The organism is Actinomyces sp. oral taxon 169 (genome assembly GCF_013394715.1).
Classification (GTDB): Bacteria; Actinomycetota; Actinomycetes; order Actinomycetales; family Actinomycetaceae; genus Actinomyces.
This window is the reverse complement of the sequence record NZ_CP058259.1, coordinates 2,859,784-2,880,679: the sequence shown is the minus strand read 5'-3', so window position 1 is coordinate 2,880,679 and position 20,896 is coordinate 2,859,784. Positions and strand designations below refer to the sequence as shown.

Annotated in this window: 16 protein-coding genes; 9 read left to right on the top strand and 7 right to left on the bottom strand. The window is 68.2% G+C overall.

The window, feature by feature from the left end; genetic code table 11:
• Positions 1-12 precede the first annotated feature (12 nt).
• The 5 genes from HW274_RS12050 to HW274_RS12030 all read right to left on the bottom strand — a co-directional run bounded on the left by HW274_RS12050 (position 13) and on the right by HW274_RS12030 (position 8,991).
• Complete coding sequence (locus tag HW274_RS12050) at positions 13-2,814, bottom strand: DEAD/DEAH box helicase (RefSeq protein WP_075254773.1); 2,802 nt, start codon at positions 2,812-2,814, stop codon at positions 13-15.
• 402 nt (positions 2,815-3,216) lie between these two features.
• Positions 3,217-3,834 carry a zinc transporter gene (locus HW274_RS12045; RefSeq protein ID WP_260679096.1) on the bottom strand — a complete coding sequence of 206 codons (618 nt, stop codon included), beginning with the start codon at positions 3,832-3,834 and terminating at the stop codon, positions 3,217-3,219.
• Positions 3,835-4,034: 200 nt separating this feature from the next.
• Positions 4,035-4,673 carry a DUF6318 family protein gene (locus HW274_RS12040; protein ID WP_185989631.1) on the bottom strand — a complete coding sequence of 213 codons (639 nt, stop codon included), beginning with the start codon at positions 4,671-4,673 and terminating at the stop codon, positions 4,035-4,037.
• A 791-nt stretch (positions 4,674-5,464) separates the two neighbouring features.
• Positions 5,465-7,255: a M20/M25/M40 family metallo-hydrolase gene (locus tag HW274_RS12035; RefSeq protein ID WP_185988888.1), complete on the bottom strand. Its 1,791-nt coding sequence runs from the start codon at positions 7,253-7,255 to the stop codon at positions 5,465-5,467.
• Between the two features lie 143 nt (positions 7,256-7,398).
• Entirely contained in the window at positions 7,399-8,991 is a 1,593-nt protein-coding gene (locus tag HW274_RS12030; protein WP_185988887.1) for a serine hydrolase, read from the bottom strand.
• A 506-nt stretch (positions 8,992-9,497) separates the two neighbouring features.
• On the opposite strand from HW274_RS12030, the gene HW274_RS12025 reads away from it, so the two are divergent.
• The 7 genes from HW274_RS12025 to HW274_RS11995 all read left to right on the top strand — a co-directional run bounded on the left by HW274_RS12025 (position 9,498) and on the right by HW274_RS11995 (position 17,442).
• Positions 9,498-10,400, top strand: a complete 903-nt coding sequence (locus tag HW274_RS12025) for a hypothetical protein (RefSeq protein ID WP_185988886.1) — start codon at positions 9,498-9,500, stop codon at positions 10,398-10,400.
• A gap of 670 nt (positions 10,401-11,070) precedes the next feature.
• Entirely contained in the window at positions 11,071-12,984 is a 1,914-nt protein-coding gene (locus HW274_RS12020) for a ribonucleoside triphosphate reductase (RefSeq protein ID WP_396027395.1), read from the top strand.
• Between the two features lie 366 nt (positions 12,985-13,350).
• Complete coding sequence (locus HW274_RS12015) at positions 13,351-14,061, top strand: anaerobic ribonucleoside-triphosphate reductase activating protein (protein WP_185989629.1); 711 nt, start codon at positions 13,351-13,353, stop codon at positions 14,059-14,061.
• Positions 14,062-14,477: 416 nt separating this feature from the next.
• Complete coding sequence (locus HW274_RS12010; RefSeq protein WP_185989628.1) at positions 14,478-16,109, top strand: catalase; 1,632 nt, start codon at positions 14,478-14,480, stop codon at positions 16,107-16,109.
• Between the two features lie 125 nt (positions 16,110-16,234).
• Positions 16,235-16,621 carry a hypothetical protein gene (locus HW274_RS12005; protein ID WP_003788794.1) on the top strand — a complete coding sequence of 129 codons (387 nt, stop codon included), beginning with the start codon at positions 16,235-16,237 and terminating at the stop codon, positions 16,619-16,621.
• 111 nt (positions 16,622-16,732) lie between these two features.
• Positions 16,733-17,044, top strand: a complete 312-nt coding sequence (locus tag HW274_RS12000) for a type II toxin-antitoxin system Phd/YefM family antitoxin (RefSeq protein WP_185988885.1) — start codon at positions 16,733-16,735, stop codon at positions 17,042-17,044.
• Positions 17,041-17,442: a PIN domain-containing protein gene (locus HW274_RS11995; RefSeq protein WP_185988884.1), complete on the top strand. Its 402-nt coding sequence runs from the start codon at positions 17,041-17,043 to the stop codon at positions 17,440-17,442. Before HW274_RS12000 ends, HW274_RS11995 begins: the two co-directional genes overlap by 4 nt.
• On the opposite strand, the gene HW274_RS11990 is transcribed toward HW274_RS11995, so the two are convergent.
• Both HW274_RS11990 and HW274_RS11985 read right to left on the bottom strand, forming a co-directional pair.
• Positions 17,437-18,075, bottom strand: a complete 639-nt coding sequence (locus HW274_RS11990; RefSeq protein WP_185988883.1) for a malonic semialdehyde reductase — start codon at positions 18,073-18,075, stop codon at positions 17,437-17,439. The two genes, HW274_RS11995 and HW274_RS11990, sit on opposite strands and share 6 nt — an antisense overlap.
• A 457-nt stretch (positions 18,076-18,532) precedes the next feature.
• Positions 18,533-19,318, bottom strand: coding sequence for a CPBP family intramembrane glutamic endopeptidase (locus tag HW274_RS11985; protein ID WP_185988882.1), 786 nt, complete (start codon positions 19,316-19,318; stop codon positions 18,533-18,535).
• A gap of 830 nt (positions 19,319-20,148) precedes the next feature.
• On the opposite strand from HW274_RS11985, the gene HW274_RS12880 reads away from it, so the two are divergent.
• The gene (locus HW274_RS12880; protein WP_233431648.1) at positions 20,149-20,271 is read left to right on the top strand and encodes an excalibur calcium-binding domain-containing protein; all 123 of its coding nucleotides are present in this window, start codon (positions 20,149-20,151) and stop codon (positions 20,269-20,271) included.
• Between the two features lie 335 nt (positions 20,272-20,606).
• Positions 20,607-20,849 carry a hypothetical protein gene (locus HW274_RS12685; RefSeq protein WP_221935777.1) on the top strand — a complete coding sequence of 81 codons (243 nt, stop codon included), beginning with the start codon at positions 20,607-20,609 and terminating at the stop codon, positions 20,847-20,849.
• Positions 20,850-20,896 lie beyond the last annotated feature (47 nt).

Genomic DNA, 20,896 nt, shown 5'->3' with positions numbered 1-20,896 from the left:
AACATATCAGCCTCACCTAGCGTGAGGGCGAGGGGGTGGCGCCGCCTCGAGCAGGAGCCGCAGCACGACGGCGGCCCCGGCCTTGTCCAGAGGCTCGTTGTTGTTGCCGCACTTGGGCGACTGCACGCAGGAGGGGCAGCCGCTCGCGCAGCCGCAGCCCTCGATGACGGCCAGCGTTGCCTCCAGCCAGTCGCGCCCGGCCCGGTAGCCGCGCTCGGCGAAGCCCGCCCCGCCGGCGTGCCCGTCGTGGACGAAGACCGTGGGCGCCCCCGTCTGCGGGTGCATCGCCGTTGACAGCCCGCCGATGTCCCAGCGGTCGCAGGTGGCCAGCAGCGGCAGCATCCCGATGCTCGCGTGCTCAGCCGCGTGCAGGGCCCCGGGCAGGTCGGTGGGCTCCAGGCCCGCCGCCTCGCAGACCTCCTGGGGGATCGTCCACCACACGGCGGCGGTGGGCAGCACGTGCTCGTCCATCTCCAGGGCGTGCTGGGAGACGATCTCCCCGCCCGGCAGCGCCATCCGCTGGTAGCCGGTCACCTGACTGGTGACCTCCACCGAGCCGAAGGACCAGGTGATGGCGGGTGTGGTCGGGGACTCTGGGGCGTCGCCGGGGGATGATCCGGCCCGCCCGCTGCCGGCCGGATTGGGATCGGTGCTGGCCGGAATGGAACTTCCGCTGGGATCGCCGCCGGGACCGGCCGGCTCTTCCGGCTCGCGCGCCGACGGCTCACGGCGGTCCTCCGGCGTCGTCTGACCCGGCCGTCCCCAGACCTGCTGCTCGCGCTCGGCAATGATGCGCACGCTCGAGCGCGACCGGGCCCGCGTACGGTAGCCGACCGCCGCCTTCTGCCGCACGAGTGCGACGTCGTCGGCCAGCTCCTCGACCACGTAGACGCGCCCCTGGTGGACGTAGACCGCGCCCTCGTGGACGGTGGAGTCGGTGGCCGCGCCATCGACCGTGCCGATGACGACGCCCGTGTCGGCTTCCACGACCGGAACCTCGGGCGGGCCATCGCCGCGCAGGGAGGTCAGGTCCTGGGGCCGCCCGGGCAGGTTGACGTTCCAGAACCAGCCCGTGGGTCGACGCCGCAGCGCGCCCCGACCCTCCAGCTCGCGCAGCAGGGCGTCGTCGGATAGGCCGAACAGGGCCAGGTCCGAGGTCCGCAAGGGAGCCTCGGAGGCGGCGGCGCACAGGTGGGGCGCGAGCACGTAGGGGTTGGCCGGGTCGAAGACCGTGGCCTCCGGGGCGGCGAAGACCGCCTCGGGGTGGTGCACCAGGTAGGCGTCCAGCGGGTTGTCGGAGGCGATGAGGACGGCCAGGCCGCGAGTCCCGGCGCGTCCGGCCCGGCCCGCCTGCTGCCCCAGCGAGACGCGCGTGCCCGGCCAGCCGGCTATGAGGACCGCGTCCAGTCCGGTGACGTCGATGCCCAGCTCCAGGGCGTTGGTGGTGGCCAGGGCTCGCAGCCGGCCCGAGCGCAGGTCGGCCTCCAGGGCTCGGCGCTCCTCGGGCAGGTAGCCGCCGCGGTAGGCCGACACCGTGCCGACGAGCTCGGGCAGGGAGAGCCCCAGCGTGTGACGGGCCCGCTCGGCCACGACCTCCGCCGAGCGACGCGAGCGCACGAACACCAGCGCCCGGGCGCCCACGCTCAACAGATCCACGAGCAGCTCGGCGGCCTCGACGACGGCGCTGCGTCGCGCCGAGGGGTCCTCGCCGGGGTCGCCCGAGTCCGGTTCGACGCTGCCGGGTGGGGGTGCGGCTTCCGTCGCGCGCTGCGGGGACGATGCGCAGGGGCCGTCGCCGTTGGTGCGCACGGGCCGGGGCGCGCTGGAGGAGGAGTCGGCGTCCATGGGTGCGCCAGGGCTCGGGGTGCCTGCGGACGCCGACCCGCCTTCATCGGGGGTCGGCAGCACCCAGGGGTCGCGCAGGGCCGGCTGCCACAGGGCCAGGGTGCGCTCCCCGGCGGGTGCGGCGTCGTCGGTGACGGCCACGACGTCGTCGGGCTCCACGCCGATAAGCCGGGCCGCGGTGAGGGCCGGCTCGGCCGCCGTCGCCGAGGCGCATAGGACCACCGGCTGCGGGCCGCGCGGGCGCAGGCGCGCCACGAGCCGCAGGAGCCGGCGCAGCACGAGGGCGACGTGCGCCCCCAGGATCCCGCGGTAGGCGTGGCACTCGTCGATGACGATGTAGCGCAGGCCCCGCAGGAGACGGCTCCAGCGCTCGTGGGCCGGCAGCAGTGAGAAGTGGAGGAAGTCGGGGTTGGTCAGGACGACGTCGGCGTGGGCGCGCACCCAGTCGCGCTCGGGCAAAGGTGTATCCCCGTCGCAGGTGCCGGTGCGCACCGTGCGCAGGGAGCCTGCGGGCGTGCCGGCCTCGTGCTGGACGGCCGCGAGCTCGCCGACGAGCCGGGCCAGGGCGGCGGCCTGGTCGGCGGCGAGCGCCTTGGTGGGGGAGAGGTACAGGGTGGTGGGGCGCCGGGTGTGGGCGGAGATGCGCGAGTCGGCGCCGGGGGACTGGGCGGCCAGAACATCGGAGAGCGCCGGCAGCCAGGCCGCCAGGGATTTGCCCGAGCCGGTGCCGGTGGCCAGGACCGTGTGGCGGCCGGTGTGGGCAGACTGCGCGGCGGCGACCTGATGCGTCCAGGGGCGCTCAACGCCCAGGCGGCGGTAGGCGGCCACGAGGTCGGGGTCCGCCCACTCGGGCCAGTCGGCGTGGCGGCCGGGGCGGGCCGGGGTGCGTTGGAGGTGGACGAGCCGGCCGTCGCGTCCGCCGATGGACTCCAGGAGCCCGGTGAGGTCGCGTGCGGTCCCGTCTGCCATGGGGCACAGTGTGCACCACCGGTGGGTGGGCGGTTGTGGCACAGCACCGCGATCGTTCGTGTCTCGTTGCCCTACAGCCCGACCTCGATAGCCGCGTTCGTACCTTATGTCTCCCGTTCGAGGGGTAGAGGGTACGAACGCGGCACCTACCATACGAACGCGTGCGTTTAAAGGTTTAGCGACCGGCCTCAGTGGTGTGTTGCGTGGCCTTGGTGTCATGTTTGGCGACTTTTAGGCTGTTCGTCAGCCGAGGTGCCCGGGTCTGTGTGGCTCTGACCTGTGCATACGCGCCAGAGTGCGGCGGCCTTTGGCCAGGGGTGCGTCTAATAGTCGCCGTTTGTGACACCGGTTGTGGAGTGAGCCGGGTGGTCTGGGGTGTGGGCGTGTGCTGGGGTGTGGGGGTTAGTGGCCTTGGGCTTCTTCGGCGTCGTCGGTGAGGTAGGTGATGATGCGGACCAGGTCGTAGGGGGTGGAGGTCTCGGTGGTGGTGATGGTGCCTTCGATGGGTCGCCACTGGCTCTCGCCGGCGGGGCGGTACCTGGTGGTCCAGGTCGTGGTCAGGGTGGTGGTGACCCCGGTGGCGGTGTGCTGGTAGTGGTGGGTCACGCTCTGGTGGGGGTAGGGGGCTCCGGGGTCGGTGGTGGTCGTGGTGGTGCCGTCTCCCCAGCCCCAGGTGTAGGAGACGGGGGTGAACTCCACCTCGATGGAGGTGCCCAGGATGGTGGTGGTCTGGTACCGGGGGCTGGGGTTGGTGTAGACGATGAAGGCCTTGGAGATGATGACCTTGGACCCCGGAGGCTGACGCGTGATACCCGAGCCGGAGGCGATCAGCGTGGCGGCCTGGCGGGTGGTGATCGTGACCGTGCGAGGGCTACCACCGGTGGTGGGTTGGTCGGGCTGGCCGGGGCGGTTAAGGGTGGCCAGGTTGCACCTGTACTTGTCCAGCCCGTAGGCGTCCTTCTCGGGCGAGCACTCCCGATGAGACTGCTCCTCCCACAACGACGGATCCGAAGCCGTCACAACCGGACGCCCCTGAGACGAAGGCTCACCAGAGCTTGAATCAGGCAAAGGGACTTCTTGTGATGCTTCCCCAGTAACCTCTGACCTATCTCCATTGTTTCTACCACCCACAGTAGGTGGTGGATCCTGAGGGTCACTTGTGGCGACGGCAGCAGGAAGGAAGGAGAAAGCAGAAATCACTGACAAAGCAATCAATCTCCTCATTTGGAAATCACCTCCCCTTCGCCGATCATCCATCGGCCGCTGACATATCGAACACCGAACTTAAGTTCCTGTCCCTCGATCGGGTCGGCGGTCTCCGGATTCTTTCCCGGGTAGCACCATGTTATCTGGCCATAGTTGATGAAGACATGGACGAGGTTGTAGTTATATCCATCAAGTTTCTCGTAGTAGCGGATATTTGTAACATTTTGCTCCCATTTGTTAGCCCAGCCACCACTTTTGTGAAGCTTGACGGCATCATCGATAACGGATTTGCAGAAGACGCAACGATCTTCGCTCATCTTTGCTAGTTCGGTGGTGTTGCCGGTCATGAAGGCGTAGCGGTAGAGGTTGAGGAAGTAGCCGACGCTGGCTGCTGCGCCCTCGGCGCTCTCCTCGTTCAGCTGCGGGGGCTTGGCCGGTGCGGGTTCGGCCAGGGCGGCATCGCGCTTGGCGCGCAGCTCAGGAGTCAGAGCCGCTTCCCGCGAGGCAGTCGCCGAGGCGTTGGCATCCGCGATGCCCTTCTCGGCCCGGGCAATAGCCGCCGACGCGCTGGCACTGGCGCTCGCACTGGCCTCAGCCTTAGCGTCCTTCACCGAGCAGGCCGCCACCCCCAGCGCCAGCACACACACCGCCACCAACCCAGCCACACCCCTCCGGTGCCCGAAACGAGAGCTGGCTCGGGCCCTGCGCACCCTACTCAGCCGCTCTGACCCGGTTGCCAGTAGGGCCCGTCCCAAGTGCTCTCCGGGACCACAGGGAATGTCGAGGGTTAGGCAGGAGTGACGGAGGTGCGCGGCCAAGCCTGACTCCGGAACGGTTGGCCGGCCACCTGGGCGCTCCGTCCCTCTTCCTGAAGGCAGCTGCATGTTGTGCTTGCCGGGGACTTCGAGCTCTCGCTGGCCGCTATGACCGTGTTCGGCCAGACGTGTCTCCATTGCGAATAGCCGGCTGCCCAGCCGCCCTGGACTAACCGCCGGAGCCTCCTGCTCCGCGTGCCTGCTGATGCCGTCGAGGGGCAGTCCGGCCTGACGGTCGTGCACGGTGGGACGTTGCATTGGCGGGGTTGAGCGACCGGAGCCAGGCGCTGGCCTCCGGGCGCCCGCGGGCGCAGGGGATCGTAGGGACGCACTCAACACGGAAGCCTCCTCGCCACCGAAACAACTCCATGCCCCGCCCGGCTGGGCAACACTGCCCGTCCAGACGGTGCATTGACATTACCTGCAACAACGCCCCCAAACCAGACCCCGAGGACACCCTGTGGAAAACCTCGAAAAGAGACTCGTGCACCAGTCCCGTCGCACCCGGCCGGGCCCTTAATTCACCCCGCTCAACAGTCCGGGGCCTCGGTGTCACTCACCAGGAGTGGTCCCGAGGCCCCGAAGCCGTGCTCGCAGTGGCTCCTTCCTGCGCCTTCCTGCGCGTCGCCCTACGCTGTCGCGGCGGCCCGACCTGCAGTGGCAGCGCCGTCGGGAACGGCGTCAGAACTGCTGCTGGTCCGCGCGGTGGCGCTTCGGGTGCGCCGGGAACCTGCCTGCAGGAGCACGAGCGCCAGTGGCGCCACCGGCACGATCGCGAAGAACACGGTCACCCACACCGCGCTGAGGCTGAGCAGCTCGTGGATGAGCAAAACCGTGGGTGCGAAGATCACCACCATGATGAAGGCCGCCAGGGCTCCGACCACTGGCCGCACCCGCTGTGGCGCCAGGGCGGTCAGCGCCAGGGTGAGCGTGGGGAGGACCAGGACGTAGGCAGCGCCGGGCAATAGCACCATGAGCGGGACGCAGGCGGCTGCCAGCAGGAGCAGCACTGCGGCGAGGGTCTCCTGCCCGAGCCCCTCCTTCCAGCGCCGCACTACGAAGTGCGCCGTGAGCCCGGCCCCGATGAGGGCCCCGCCGGCGAACATCCACGGCAGTAGCGGGTTCGGTCCGATCCCGGTCTCCGGCGCCCACTTCATCGCCATGGCGCCGAGCTGCACCAGTCCCGCGGCGGCGGAGACGGACGCGGCCCGCCAGGTCAGGCCCCAGACGGTCCCCAGGACTCGCTTCCAGCGCAGCGACCTGGCCCGTACCACGACGACGCCGAGCGCGGCGATGATGGCCAGGCAGCCCAGCCCCGTCCCGACCGTCGCCGGGTAGCTCACTGTCATCCCCCGCCACAGCTGGAAGAAGTGGAGGTCGCCGTTGGCCGTCAGCGTGGGGGTCTGCCCGTCGAAGGCCCAGGCCCGGGTGAGGTCGAGGACTTGGTCGCCGTAGTGCTGGAGGGTCGAGTGGTTGACGTAGCGTGGGGCGTCGGTGGCGTGGTGGTAGTGGTCGGCCTCTCCGATCGCCGCGATGTTGAGCACCGTGAAGCCCTCGGGGATGACTTTCGCCATGTCAGTGGTGTTGGGCATGCGCGCATACAGCGAGGGGAGCAGCGAGCTGCTCACGGGCTGCTTCACGTGGCTGAGGAAGTAGCCGGCGACGGCGCTGTTGTTCGGGGAGGTCTCGAACATGAATGCCGGGCCGCTCATGCCGCGCGCCTCGAGGTTGAGGAAGAGGTCGACGTTGTCGTAGTCGGCGCGGTGGTGGCGCATCTCGTTGCGGGCGCCGACGAGGCCGATCTCCTCGCCGTCGGTGATGACGATCTTCAGTGAGTTCTCCGGCTGGCGCCCCTCGGCTTTGATCGCCCGGAGCGTCTCGATGATGGCTGCCACGCCGTAGCCGTCGTCGGCAGCCCCGTGGGAGGTCCCGGAGGAGTAGGACTGCTCATCGTTTTCAGTCCCCTCGACTGTGGCCGAGTCGTAGTGGGCCATGAGCGCCATGGTGCGCTCGGACTTCCCCGGCACGTCGACGACGATCGTGTCGGCCGTCGCGTCCTTGACCGCCGCCTGCTGCTCGGTGGACAGCATGTCGAAGGTCTCCTTGTCCTCCGGGATGCTGAAGTCGAACAGTGGGTCGGAGTGCACGTTGGCGGTGTAACCCAGGTTGGCGAACATGCCGATGACGTCGTCGCGCGCCCGGTCGTGCGCCTCGCGGCGCAGGACGCTGTGGGGCTCGTCGGCGAGGCGGTTGATGGAGGCCATGGCGCGCTCGGCGGAGAACGTGGTCGGGTCGGCGGTGGTTGGTGCGGGTGAGGGCAGGATGAGGACGCTCAGACCTGCCACCAGCCCCAGTAGGGCGGCGATCGGGGCCAGCAGGCGCCGGGCGAGATCGGGTACGGAGAAACGGCGATCAGTCATGGTGTCAACCTTCCGGACGTGAGTTGGTGGTGAATGGGGGAGGAGGGGCGGCATCGCCTTCACGCCTTCGGCTCGCCGGCGGTGAGGACAGGGTCTCGGGGTGCGGCGTGGGGGGGGCGAAGGCGACGTCAGGCGTGGCCCGCTCAGGCCTTGGGCCAGGCGACGACCAGGCAGACGGCGACGAAGGCGACAGTCAGCGCCACCTGCGTCCAGCCGAGCCAGACCCGACGACGCGGCAGGGCGGGCAGATCCGGCCACAGCGTGATGCCCCGGACGATCCCGTACAGGCCGGGCAGCGCCACCGCCGCCAGGATCCAGGTGGGCACATACGCCCAGGGCCCGGAGGCCGCGGCCGCCGCCAGGCAGCTGAGGAGCGCGGACACGCGGCAGACCACCGCCATGCGGCTGGGCGCGCTCGCCGCACGGGCAGCCGTGTACAGGCCCACCACCAGCGCCAGGATGGTGAAGATGCCAAGGATCATGCCCTGAAGCAGCATCTCGGCATGCATAGGAATGCGCGCCGTCGGAATTTTCTGCCCGTCGGTCAGGAGCGTCGCGGCGAGCGCGGCGGCGGTGCCGTCCGTGTTCTGGTCGGTGTAGACCATGACGGCCTTGCCCGACTCCTTGTCGATGGCCAGGTGCGTCATGTACTCCATCGTGGTGCCGCCGTGGCTGATAATCGTGTGCCCATCGACGACGTCGGTGTACCAGGTATCACCGATCTTCTTGCCCGGCAGCTGGAAGCCGGCCAAGACCTCCGCGGGCCACCGCGCCTCCTGAGGAGCGGCCCCGCCGGGGACGGTGTCGGTCAGGACCGCCTGGGCGTAACGGGTCATGTCCTCCGGGGTGCTCCACACCCCGGCGCCGGCCGGGTTGGAGCCCGGTCCGCTGAGCGACTGGCCGCGGCGCCTGTTGGTCTGGACCCCGTGGATGGCGCCGTCGGGAATCTCCGACTGGCCGGCGGTGAGGGTCGTGTGCTCCATGCCCAGGGGCGTGAAGAGCCGCTCCGAGACGTAGGACTTCCACGACTCGGCCCCGGCGGCGCGCCTGAGGGCCTCGCCCAGCAGCGAGATGCCCAGGTTGGAGTAGGCGAACTCGCCGCGCTTGCCCATCTTGGTGGTGCGGGTCTTCTCGATGAGCTGGTCGGTGCTGTCGGTGAAGGGGTTGAGGCCCAGGATGTCACCTCGCAGCACGAACCAGGTCAGGTCCTGCGAGGGGACGCCCGGGATGCCGGAGCGGTGCGAGGCGACTTCCTCCAGGGTGGCCTCGCCCGCCGGGGTGCCGGCGAGCTCGGGCAGGTGGGTGGACAGCGGGTCGCTCGCCTTGACCTCGCCGCGCGCGATGGCGTCGGCCAGGAGCTGGCCGTTGAAGGTCTTGGTGATCGAGCCGATCTCCATGGGGGTGGTGGATGTGTACTGCTGGCCGGAGGCGGAGGTTCCGATGCCGGCGTGGCGGGCGCCTTCGGCGGTGATGACGGAGACGTGGATGCCTCGGGCCTGGTAGTCATCGGGCAGAAGGCTGATGACCTGCTTGGCCAGGTCCTTGTCGCCCGTGATGGAGGAGGTGTCGGCCTTGAGTGCGTGCGGTCCGACAGCGAAGACTGCCAGGGCCAGGCAGGCCGCCAGGACCGCGCAGGCCCAGCGGGGCAGGTAGCCCCGAGGCCGGGTGGGAGATGCGGGTCTGGCCTGCTGCGATGGGGGTCGGGAACGATGGAAGGGAGAAGTGTTGGCGCTCATGGGACCAGGCTGTCGGAGCGTGATCGCCCACACGATCCAGCCACCTGGTCGGTCGATGTCGGGCCAGCCCGACAGAACAATGCTGATCCACGAGGGGGACGGGGTGGCGGGGTGAGGTGGGGTGTCCCGTCCGGATCCGGGTGAGCGTGGGTAACGGTGATCCCGGCGAACGGTCTTCCATGTGGTTCCAGGCCTGCTGAGGGCCCTGGAGTGGTGGGGAGTGTCCAAATCGGATACAAAGGCGGCAACGAGTACTGAGCGCGCCTGACAAAACCGCGTGATTCAGCAGTTCGTGTCGCTGGGTGAAAAGTGGTTGGGCTCCTTTGTATCCGATTTGGACACCATGCCTTGGCTATGGGGTGTTGTGTCTCGGGACATGGGTGACAGTTCTGTGTCAGGGCATCGGTGACACTTCGATGGGTCCTGGAGGCCACAGGCCGACGGATGCGCCAGTTGTCCACAGGGCGTCGGCGGCCGGGTTGCGCCCACTCCGCAGGCGGGCGGCAATGGGCTCCATGAGCACCTTGGGCACAGACCTGCTCGCCGTTGTTCGTGGCTGCTACGGAGCGGTGCGCATGCGGGACCTGGAGCCGACTCGCACCCAGCGCCGTCACATCGCCTCGCTCGTGAGGGATGGTGAGCTCATCGCCTATGAGCATGGGGTTGTCGGTATCCCGGGTGCTGAGCGCGCCGTTGTTCTGGCGCGCATTCATGGAGGGCTCATCACTTGCCAGACCGCTATGCGCTACTACGGGCTTCCCGTGGCCCAAGGGGCCGAGCAGGTTCATCTTGTGGTTGCGCCCGGCAGGCGATTCTCGACTGCCGGGCGGGAGGTGCTCCATGCAGACCGGTACCGGACTCGTATATCGCCAACCTCTTACCCGGTTCAGCCGCTCCCTGAGGTGCTGGCTCGTTTCCTGCGCTGCCACGTCCAAGACGACTCTCCACTCATCGCGCTCGACGCGGCACTTCACGATGAGCGGGTCACTGCCGATCAGGTTCGGGACTTGCTGCGCGGCCCTGGCTCGGCTCGGGCGCTCGCTCGGCTCGATCGTGCCAGTGACCGGGCTCGTTCCCCCTTGGAGACGCTGGCGCGAATGGACCTTGATGCTGCGGGCCTGAGCTTCGAGGACGGAGTGGAGATCGAGGGCGTTGGCGAGGTGGATCTGGTGATCGAGGGTTGGGTGGTCGTGGAGCTCGACGGCTACACCTACCACTGCGACGAGTACCAGTTCGGCCTCGATCGCTGGCGCGACCGCCGGCTTGTCGCCCGTGGCTTCCTGCCGCTGCGCTTCACGAGGAAGGATGTCTATGCGCATCAGGTCGTTCCGGACGTACAGAGGGCCTTGGAGCGGTGGGGAGTGTCCAAATCGGATACAAAGGCGGCAACGAGTACTGAGTGTGTCTGACAGAACCGCATGATTCCGCGGTTCGTGTGGCCCGACGAAAAGTGGTTGGGCTCCTTTGTATCCGATTTGGACACGAACCTCCCTTAAGAGGGTCTTCCACAGTTCCGGTGATGCCACTTCGCTGGGGATGACAGGTGGCCAGCGGCAACGATGCCGGAGCGCGTCGATCGTGTGGAGAGTGATCGCGTTCGGGGATGAGGGGCGCACTCCCAACCTCGCCCCAACACGCCGAGCAGGAGTGATCTGGACCTCACATGTGCTCTCTAGGCGATCCTGCCGGCTCGCGTTCCGGCTTCGGAGGCATCCGCAGGATCGCGCGAGAAAGTACTACCTATCAGGACAAAAGTCCTCGCCTCTATCGCAACATGTTGTGGTCTATATACAATCAAGCCACAACATGATGTGTCCCAATGCGCCTCCTGGCGCACGTGCGGGCGTAGGGTCGGCACCGGTGCCGCCGACCGCCCCGCTCCCCGCAGGCAGCGCGCAGCCGCTGACGGCACCCGGAAGAAGCGGCCCCGTCGACGCTCGACGGGGCCGTGAACAGGAACGAGAAGGACTATCGGAGAGACCCGTGCTCGAGAACCACACCGCCCCCACCGACACTGCCACCCCGAGCCCCCTCGACGGCCCGGCCTCGACTCCGGTCGCCACCTCCGCCCCAGCCGCCATCCCCGCCACCGACCCGCGCCTCGTGGCCCCCGGCTCGGCCGACTCCGCCGTCGCCCGCGGCGAGCGCCCCACCGTGGACGCCATCGCCACCATCACCGAGTACCTGGACCGCTCCGACTGGCGCGTTAACGCCAACGCCAACCAGGGCTACTCGCTGGGCGGGATGATGCTCAACACCTCCGGCAAGGTCGTCGCCAACTACTGGCTCAGCCAGGTCTACCCGGCCGCCGCCGGCCAGGCCCACCGCAACGCGGACCTCCACATCCACGACCTGGACATGTTCGCCGGCTACTGCGCCGGCTGGTCCCTCAAGGACCTCCTCCAGCAGGGCTTCAACGGCGTCCCCGGTGCCATCGCCGCCGGCCCGGCCAAGCACTTCTCCTCGGCCGTCGGGCAGATCGTCAACTTCCTGGGGACCCTGCAGAACGAGTGGGCCGGCGCCCAGGCCTTCTCCTCCTTCGACACCTACATGGCACCCTTCGTCCGCCTGGACGACATGACCTACGCCCAGGTCAAGCAGTGCATGCAGGAGCTCATCTTCAACCTCAACGTCCCCTCGCGCTGGGGCACCCAGACGCCTTTCACCAACCTCACCTTCGACTGGACCTGCCCCGCGGACCTCGCGGACGAGCACCCCCTCATCGGCGACGACGTCTGCGACTTCGCCTACGGCGACCTCCAGGCCGAGATGGACCTCATCAACCGTGCCTTCATGGAGGTCATGACCGAGGGTGACGCCGAGGACCGGGTCTTCACCTTCCCCATCCCCACCTACAACATCACCCGCGACTTCGACTGGGACGCCCCCAACACCGAGTTGCTGTTCACCATGACCGCGAAGTACGGCCTGCCCTACTTCCAGAACTTCATCAACTCCGAGCTCGACCCCGGCATGATCCGCTCCATGTGCTGCCGCCTCCAGCTCGACCTGCGCGAGCTGCTCAAGCGCGGCAACGGCCTGTTCGGCTCGGCCGAACAGACCGGCTCGGTCGGCGTCGTCACCATCAACATGGCCCGGCTCGGCTACCTCTACGCCGACGACGAGGCCGCCCTGACCGCCCGGCTCGACGAGCTGCTCGAGATCGGCCGCGACACCCTGGAGCTCAAGCGCACCGTCATCCAGCACCACATCGACGCCGGCCTGTTCCCCTTCACCAAGCGCTACCTGGGCACCCTGGACAACCACTTCTCCACCCTGGGCGTCAACGGCATGAACGAGATGGTCCGCAACTTCACCCACGACGCCTACGACCTGACCGACCCGCGCGGCCACGCCATGTGCGTGCGCCTCCTGGACCACGTGCGCGACAAGATGGTCGAGTTCCAGGAGGCCACCGGCCACCTCTACAACCTCGAGGCTACCCCGGCCGAGGGCACCACCTACCGCTTCGCCAAGGAGGACCGCAAGCGCTACCCCGGCATCCTCCAGGCCGGAACGGAGTCCAACCCCTACTACACGAACTCCTCCCAGGTCCCGGTGGGCTACACCGACGACCCCTTCGAGGCCCAGGAGATGCAGGAGGAGCTCCAGACCAAGTACACCGGCGGCACCGTCCTGCACTTGTACATGAACGAGCGCATCTCCTCGGCCGCCGCCTGCAAGGAGCTGGTGCGCCGCTCCCTGACCGCCTTCCGCACGCCTTACATCACCATCACGCCGACCTTCTCCATCTGCCCGGTCCACGGCTACCTCGTGGGCGAGCACCTCACCTGCGACAAGTGCGCCGAGCTCCATCCCGAGGCCGAGCCGGTCGAGTGCGAGGTGTGGACGCGCGTCATGGGCTACTTCCGCCCGGTGCGCTCCTTCAACATCGGCAAGAAGGGCGAGTACGCCGAGCGGCAGATGTTCACCGAGGTCGCCGCCGGCGGCCATGGCCCGGCCGTCTCGCGCCTGAGCGCGGTTAGCGCCTGAGAGGACCCGCCGGGACCGCTGGGTGCCGTCGGATGATCCGGCGACGGCGCCCAGCGGGCTCGGTGTCGCAACGACGCCGTCCCTCGGGTCGGCCCCGCAGTCCTGGCAGCTCCGACGACGTCCCGAAAGGAGGGGGCAGTGACCTCACCGCAGATACGTCCGCCGACCGGCTCGCGCACTGCCCAGCCGGCCCTGACCACTGACGGTGGTGCGGGCCGGGGCGCCTCCGCCGGCTCGAGGTCCGTGGGTGCCGACGTCGGTGGGTCCGGCGGAACAGGTGAGCCCGGCCTTCCCGAAACCGGGCTGGGAGCGACCGGACCTCGGGCGGATGTCGCCGTCGGCCCCGACCGCCGGCCCGCCGACGACCTGGTGATCGCCGGGCTCGTCCCCATGAGCACGGTCGACTGGCCCGACTACCTGACCGCGACCGTCTTCCTGCAGGGCTGCCCCTGGAACTGCTTTTACTGCCACAACCAGGCCCTCATCCCGGCCCGCACGCCCGGCCAGGTGGCGTGGGAGGAGGTGCGCGCCCTGCTGCGCCGCCGGCGGGGGCTGCTCGACGGCGTCGTCCTCACCGGCGGTGAGGCGCTGCGCCAGGACGCCCTGGCCGACGCCGCCCGCGAGGTCATTGACATGGGCTTCCGGGTGGGGCTGCACACGGCCGGGCCCTACCCGCGGCGGCTGCACGACATGATCGAGGCCGGGCTCGTCGACTGGGTGGGGCTGGACATCAAGGCGTTGCCTGAGCACTACAGGCAGGTGGTCGGCCGGGCGAACGCGGCCACGAAGGCTTGGGAGAGCCTGGAGGTACTCATCGAGGCGGCCGACCGCGGCGGGCCCGACTTCGAGGTGCGTACCACTGTGGTGCCCGGGGACGTGACGGCCGACGACGCCGTGGAGGTGGCCCGGCGGGTGCACGCGGCGGGGGCGCGGGTCTACGCCCTCCAGCAGGCCCGCGCCGAGGGGACGAGCGGCGAGTTCGACGTCGTGGCGCCCGGCTGGGACGGGGCGTGCGAGCGCATGGCCGAGCGCATCGAGGCCCTGGGCTGGGACCGCTTCACCTACCGCCCGGCGTAGAGGGGCTGCCGTGGAGGGCGGTGTTCATGGTCGGTGTCTGCTGGTCAGCAACCGATGCGCTGGTGGCTGCGGTCGGCGAGGTTGCGCGGCGCCCGTCACCCACCTACACATTAGTGATCCTATTCAGTAGGGGAACTACTGAGACATTCCCTTATTGTTCGGCTATGGTTGCTGACGGGCGGTCATCTCGTCGTCGCAGCTGACAGCGGTCAGCGGTACCCGCGGCGCCCAGACCGGCTCAGGCGCACCTCGCGCCTTGCGACACCCCGGCCCGCTGGCCGAGCAAGGAGATACTCATGAACGACACCAACCTGCCCGAGACCCCTCAGGACAGTGCTCCCGCCGGCTGTCCCATGTCCCGCGCCGGCCTCGGCGAGCACCTGCCCAGCCGCAACAACGCCGTCGGCCAGGGCCGCATGACGATGGCCAACGGCTCGCCCGTCTACAACAACCAGGACTCCATGACCGCCGGGCCCCGCGGCCCCGTCGCCCTCCAGGACGCCTGGCTGCTGGAGAAGCACGCCCACTTCAACCGCGAGGTCATCCCCGAGCGCCGCATGCACGCCAAGGGCTCAGGCGCCTGGGGCACCTTCACCGTCACCCGCGCCATCCCCGAGCTCACCCGCGCCGCGATCTTCGCCGCCGAGGGCAACCAGTGCGAGCTCTTCATGCGCTTCTCCACCGTCGCCGGCGAGCGCGGGGCCGCCGACGCCGAGCGCGACATCCGCGGCTTCGCCATGCGTTTCTTCACCTCCGAGGGCAACTGGGACGTCGTCGGCAACAACACCCCCGTCTTCTTCTTCCGTGACGGTAAGAAGTTCATTGACCTCAACCACGCCGTCAAGCGCGACCCCCGCACCAACCTGCGCAGCCCCAACACCAACTGGGACTTCTGGACCAGCCTGCCCGAGTCGCTCCTCCAGGTGACCATCACCATGTCCGACCGCGGCATCCCGTTGTCCTACCGCTACATGCACGGCTTCTCCTCGCACGCCTACTCCTTCATCAACGCCGAGGGCGTGCGCACCTGGGTCAAGTTCCACTTCCGCTCCCAGCAGGGTCTCGCCAACCTCACGGACCAGGAGGCCGCCACCGTCATCGCCCAGGACCGCGAGTCCAACCAGCGCGACCTGTACGAGTCCATCGAGAAGGGCCAGTACCCCCGCTGGACCATGTACGTCCAGACCATGACCGTTGAACAGGCCGAGGCCCTGACCGACTTCAACCCCTTCGACCTGACGAAGATGTGGCCCAAGGCGGACTTCCCCTTCCAGGAGGTCGGCGTCCTCGAGCTCAACAGGAACCCCGACAACTACTTCCAGGACGTCGAGCAGGCCGGCTTCACGCCCCAGAACATCGTGCCCGGCATCGGATACTCGCCGGACAGGATGCTCCAGGCCCGCCTCTTCTCCTACGGTGACGCCCAGCGCTACCGCCTCGGTGTCAACCACCACCAGATTCCGGTCAACTCCCCGCGCGGCGTCGCCTGCCCCCATGGCTTCCACCGCGACGGCGCCATGCGGGTGGACGGCAATGCCGGGTCCCAGAACGCCTACGAGCCCAACTCCTACGGCAACTGGCAGGACTCGCGCGAGCTCTCCGAGCCCGTCCAGGCCGGAGGCGACGTCGCCATGTACGACTTCCGCGAGGACGACCACAACTACTACACCCAGCCCGGCATGCTCTGGCGCGCCATGACGCCCGAGCAGCAGCTCGTCCTGTGCGAGAACACCGCCCGCGCCATGGGTGACTCGACCCTGCAGATCAAGCACCGCCACATCTTCAACTGCTACCAGGCGGACCCCGACTACGGCCGTGGTGTGGCCCAGGCGCTGGGCATCGACATCGACAGCGTGGACCTCGACGGCGCTACCGCCGACTCCTACGAGCTGTGGCTTGCGCGCAACCGCGCCAACGCCGAGCTCGACGTCCCGACGTCGCCCGCCGCCCCCGCCTCGGCCGCGAACCTCGGCCCGGCCGGCCGTGACACCAACGTGGCTGACCCGACTACCCTGACCGATCCGATGAACGACCCCTACGTGCTCTGAGCACTGCGTCCAGGTATCCGACGGCGGCCCGCCACCTCCCAGTGGAGGCGGTGGGCCGCTGTTGGAGGTCGCCGTGGGGAGCGGTGTCCATGGTTGGTGACGGGGTGCACTTCTAGCCTCGGGGTATGAGCTACGACATCCTGATCTTCGAGCCGGACGCGGTCACCGATGAGGACTTTCCCCAGTGGTGGGAACAGGTCTCCCGGTGGGAGGAGCCGCGCGACTACGACACCACCGAGGGCTCTACCCCGGCGATCAGGGCCTTCTACCGCGACCTCATCCGGGCCTTCCCTCCGTTCAACGGTCCCGACGCGTTGAGTGATGCAGAGCTCGAGGAGCGGGAGGAACAGGGGCTGCCGGTCGCCGACTACACCATCGGCGCGGACTATATCTACATCGGTGTCGGCTGGTCAGACGCGAACGCGCTGGTCAAGATCGTCGGCCAGATGGCCTGGACGCAGCGGCTCGCGGTCGCTTACGTCAGCGAGGACAGTTCGATCTTCCGGCCCTAGCGGCGAGGGGGCTGACGCTGAGTCTCGAGCCTTCGGCCTCGCCTTCGATCCCGCCTCCGACCCCGCAGCCACAAAGTAGTACATGTAGAACCTTTGTCGTATTCTCGTGTCATGAGTGCAGCGGGTGTCCCGGTTTCTCCGGGGAGCAGGACTGTGGGACTGCGGGAGGTCAATCAGCAGGCCGGGCGGGTCTACCGTGAGGTCGAGTCCACCGGTGTGCCTGTGACGGTCACCGACCGCGGCCGCCCGATCGCCCAGATCGTCCCGATCCGCCATGACGAGACCTGGTACGGGCGGATGGTCCGTGAAGGCAAGGTCCGTCGGGCCGCAGACGACTGGGCGCTGCCCGCCAGGCGGTGGGGGACGCCTGAGGGTCTCGACCTGGAGCAGTTCCTCCTCGGTGAGCGCGAGGAGGACAGGTGATCTACCTCGACACCTCGGTGGCGCTGCTCTCCCTCCTCGGCCAGCCCGGAGCCGATGAGGCCGCGCGGCTCATCATGGATGCGCATGCCACCGAGGGGCTGGTCTCCTCCTGTCTGCTCACGGTGGAGATGGCTCGGGCGGCGCATCGGGAGCACTTCGATATCCACGTGGTCGATGAGTTCATCACGGGGGTGGAGCTCGTCGAGATCGGCCCGGATGTCATTGCGCGTGCCAGCGCCCTGACTGGTGAGCTGAAGTCTCTCGATGCCATTCACCTGGCGACTGCGATGCTGCTGGACGATCCTCGTCATCCGGTCACGGTTCTGACTCATGACGCCCGCCTGGCCGATGCCGCCCGGTCCCGAGGCCTGGGCGCGATCGACCCGCTGGACTCATAGCACCTGATAGACCTCCTCGAAGGGCAGGCGCGGGTTGCGCTCCTGGTAGGCGCCCGGCCCCGGGTGACCGACGTTAATGACCAGCAGCACCTCCACGTCCTGACCGGCGAAGAACTCGGTCGCCAACGCCTCGGCGTCGTCTCCGTTCATGGGGCCGGCTGCCAGTCCGACGGCGCGAATCGCCTGAATGACGTAGGCCGTCTGGATCAGCGCTGAGGCGCGTGCCCAACGCGCCCGCATCTCGGCTCCGCCCTCCTCCAGCAGCCGCTGGTAGCGCTCGCCGCGCGGGTGCAGCCGCGGCAGGGACTCGGCGAAGGAGCGGTCGGCTGCGCAGACGAGGGTGAGAGGCGCGCCTGCGGCCTGCTCACGATTGCCGCTGGGAAGGCAGGGCAGCAGGCGCTCCCGGGCTGCCGCCGATCGGACGGCCACCACCCGTAACGGCTGGGCGTTGACCGCCGTCGGCGCCCACTTGGCCAGCTCATGGATCGCCCGCAGCTGGGCGTCGGTCACCGGCTCGTCGGTGAAGGTGTAGGCGGTGCGTGCTCCGCTGAACAGCAGCGAAGCGTCGGACTCGGTCAGGATGGACTCGTCGGGCACGGGGCCCGGAACCGGAACGGGGGAGACGACTGCCATGCTCCGATTGAAGCACGCGTCGTCTCCCCCGGGGCGGATGTTGTCCCGACAAGGCAGTCTTGCTGTCCCCGCCCTTGCTCTCCTCGCCCTCCTGACGTGCGGCGTCGCAGCGGGTCTCCGTCGCGCAGGCGATCCATGCGATGGCGGAGAGTGAGCGCTGTGAGGGCCACGGTCCTGCTGCTCGAGAAGTAGCCGTTCTTCTCGATGGGAGGGTGAGGCTCCGGGCCGAGCGCCGTAGGGAATGAGGCAGGAAGTTATGGATGAGAATGCCGCTCCTGGCGCTCGGCCTGATTGTGATGGTCTGTATCTCCTCCTCGTGTCCCGTGCTGACGAGGCGCGTCGAGCGCCGTCCGCAGTGAAGTGGTCGAGGGCAAGCCAACCGGAGCCGATGTTGCGAGGGTGTTGGCGCAAACGCTTATGTTCCCGCAACGCCCGGGCGGGGTGGCGGGGAGTCGTTTCAGTACAGGAGGAGCGGCAGGAAGGCGCTGAGGTTGTTGAGGCAGTGGATGCTCGCCGGGTAGAGCAGGTTGCGGTCGGTCTTGACATAGAGCAGCCCGCAGCTGAGCCCGAAGAAGGCGTGCGGGATGACGTTCAGCACCTCGGAGAGCTCGAACGAGTGCATGTGCAGCGCACCGAACAGAACGCTGGAGACGACAACAGCCACCCAGGTCGGCGCAAAGCGCTCGATGAGCCCAATGAGGAACTGACGGAAGAACATCTCCTCCACAATCGGCCCCACGATCCCGAGCACGACGACGATGACGATCGGCGAGAACATCCGCGTGACGTCGCCAACGCTGGCGTCATTCTGCAGGGTTGCTCCGGACAAGCCGGCGAGGTTGAGCAGGGCTGAGGACGCCAGGCCGCCGACGAGCTCGATCACCAAGGTGGCGAGTCCGCCCACGATGAGAGTAAGGACGGCCCGCCACATACGGGCCGCTACCTGACGGGCGGCCCGGGCCGACGGGTGGCGGAAGGCGACGCAGCCGACGGCGAAGAGAGCGATGTAGAGCGCGAGGCCGGTTGCGGGGCCGGCGTCCCCGGGGATGAGAAAGTGGCCGAGGTGGAGCGGGAAGAAGAAGACGTAGACGCTTGTGAAGATGACCTGCGCGACGATGCTCAGTCGGTCGGGCCGGGGGCTCGCGGTCGGAGCCGAGACCGGAGCGGAGTCCGACGGCGCAGGAACCAGTGCTTCGGAGGCGGTCGGCGTCTGCTGGGACAGGGACGTGGGGGAGGTGCTCATGGCCGGAAGTGTGGAGTGGCCGGTCCGTGAGCGGCATCGCCCCGGCGGCTGAGCCTCGGTGCGCCCCTCAGACCCTGGTTCGTCAGACTCCGGTTCGAGTCCCTAAGCCTCGCTGAGCTCCCTGAGCGCATGGGTGGTCGGCTGCCGTGGGGGTGGAAGGCCACGCATAATCGTAAAAATAAGGGACAATTGCCAGGCGATCTCACTTCAATTTCTATTCTCAGCGAGAGTAAATAATGCGTGTATCAATGTGATTGCATTTTGTGGTGGCATGAGTTGTCGCTACTCCTGGAGTGTTTCAATTCTCTCGGCTAGCCGTTTACTATCCCTTCTCGCCACTCGAGGCTTCCGTGACCACGCCCATGTTGCCCCCTATTTCTCCCATATTGTCCCGCTCGTCTGTTTCATCAGTGTCTTCCTCGACGTCGAGGCGGCGGGGGCTGCTGAGGACCTCGGCTCCCGTGCTCCTCGCCCTGGTTCTTGGCGTTGGAATCGCCGGGTGCGGGGTTCCGTCCGTGGCTGACGATGCGGGTTCGCCGGCACCTGTTCCCTCGCCGACGGTGACTGCTTCGCCGTCGCCGTCACCCACTCCGACTCCCTCTCCGTCACCTACTCCGAGTCCAACCCCGTCCCCGACCCCGAGTCCTGCGCCTACGCCGTCGCCGATTCCGACGACGCAGGCCCCGACCTCGCAGCCTCCGTTGCAGCCTCTCATGCAGGAGTCTGAGCCGACGCAAGAGCCTGAGCCAGAGTCGACACCAGAAGAGGAGACTCAGGCCGGCGGTGGTGCGGCGGCTCCCGCGCCCGTGCCGGAGCCGAGGCAGGAGAGCATGTACTTTCCCAACTGCAAGAAGGCGAAGGAGGCGGGAGCAGCTCCCTTGTATCGGGGCGATCCTGGATACCGCGAGGAGCTGGATCGAGACCGGGACGGCATCGCCTGCGAGATCAAGTAGGGTCCCATTGATGCTTGCCATCAGGAGTGACGGTGGCACGAGAGTCTCCCTCGCTCCATGTGCGTCGTTCGCAACGTCCAGGCGTCGCGAACGACGCACGTCGGCTAGGAGCGGCCCGTGGGGCCATGACTTCCAATGACACCGCCTCAGGCGGAAGGCCGGTCCACACGTGACGCTGCTCGGACGGCGTCTGCTGCGGTCGGTGCCTGAACCTGCATGCTCCAGGCGCCGATGGCTACTTCCGGGCGGCGGCGTCCCGGGAGGACGGCGATGGGTTCGCTCTGACCGTCCTTGGTCGTGCCTATGACGGTGAACCAGGCTGGCCGGCCGAGGCGGTGGAGCAGATCGGCTCCTTCCGGCTCGGCGGCGAGATGATCCAAGACAACGTCGAGTGCCGCTCTCCAGGTCTGCATCTCGATCCCTGTCTCGGCGTGTGCGCGCAGGAGATCGGCGACGAGCAGCATGACGTCGTCTCGAGCGGTGTCGTCCGTGGGATGCCAGTGCTTGCCGATGACGGCGGCGAGGCGATCAGCGTGTTCAAGCACCGCCGCCTCGGCTTCAGTCGTGATGTCTCGTGAGTGGATCATGAAGAAACCTTCGCTTCCTGTGTTGGGACGGCCTAGAG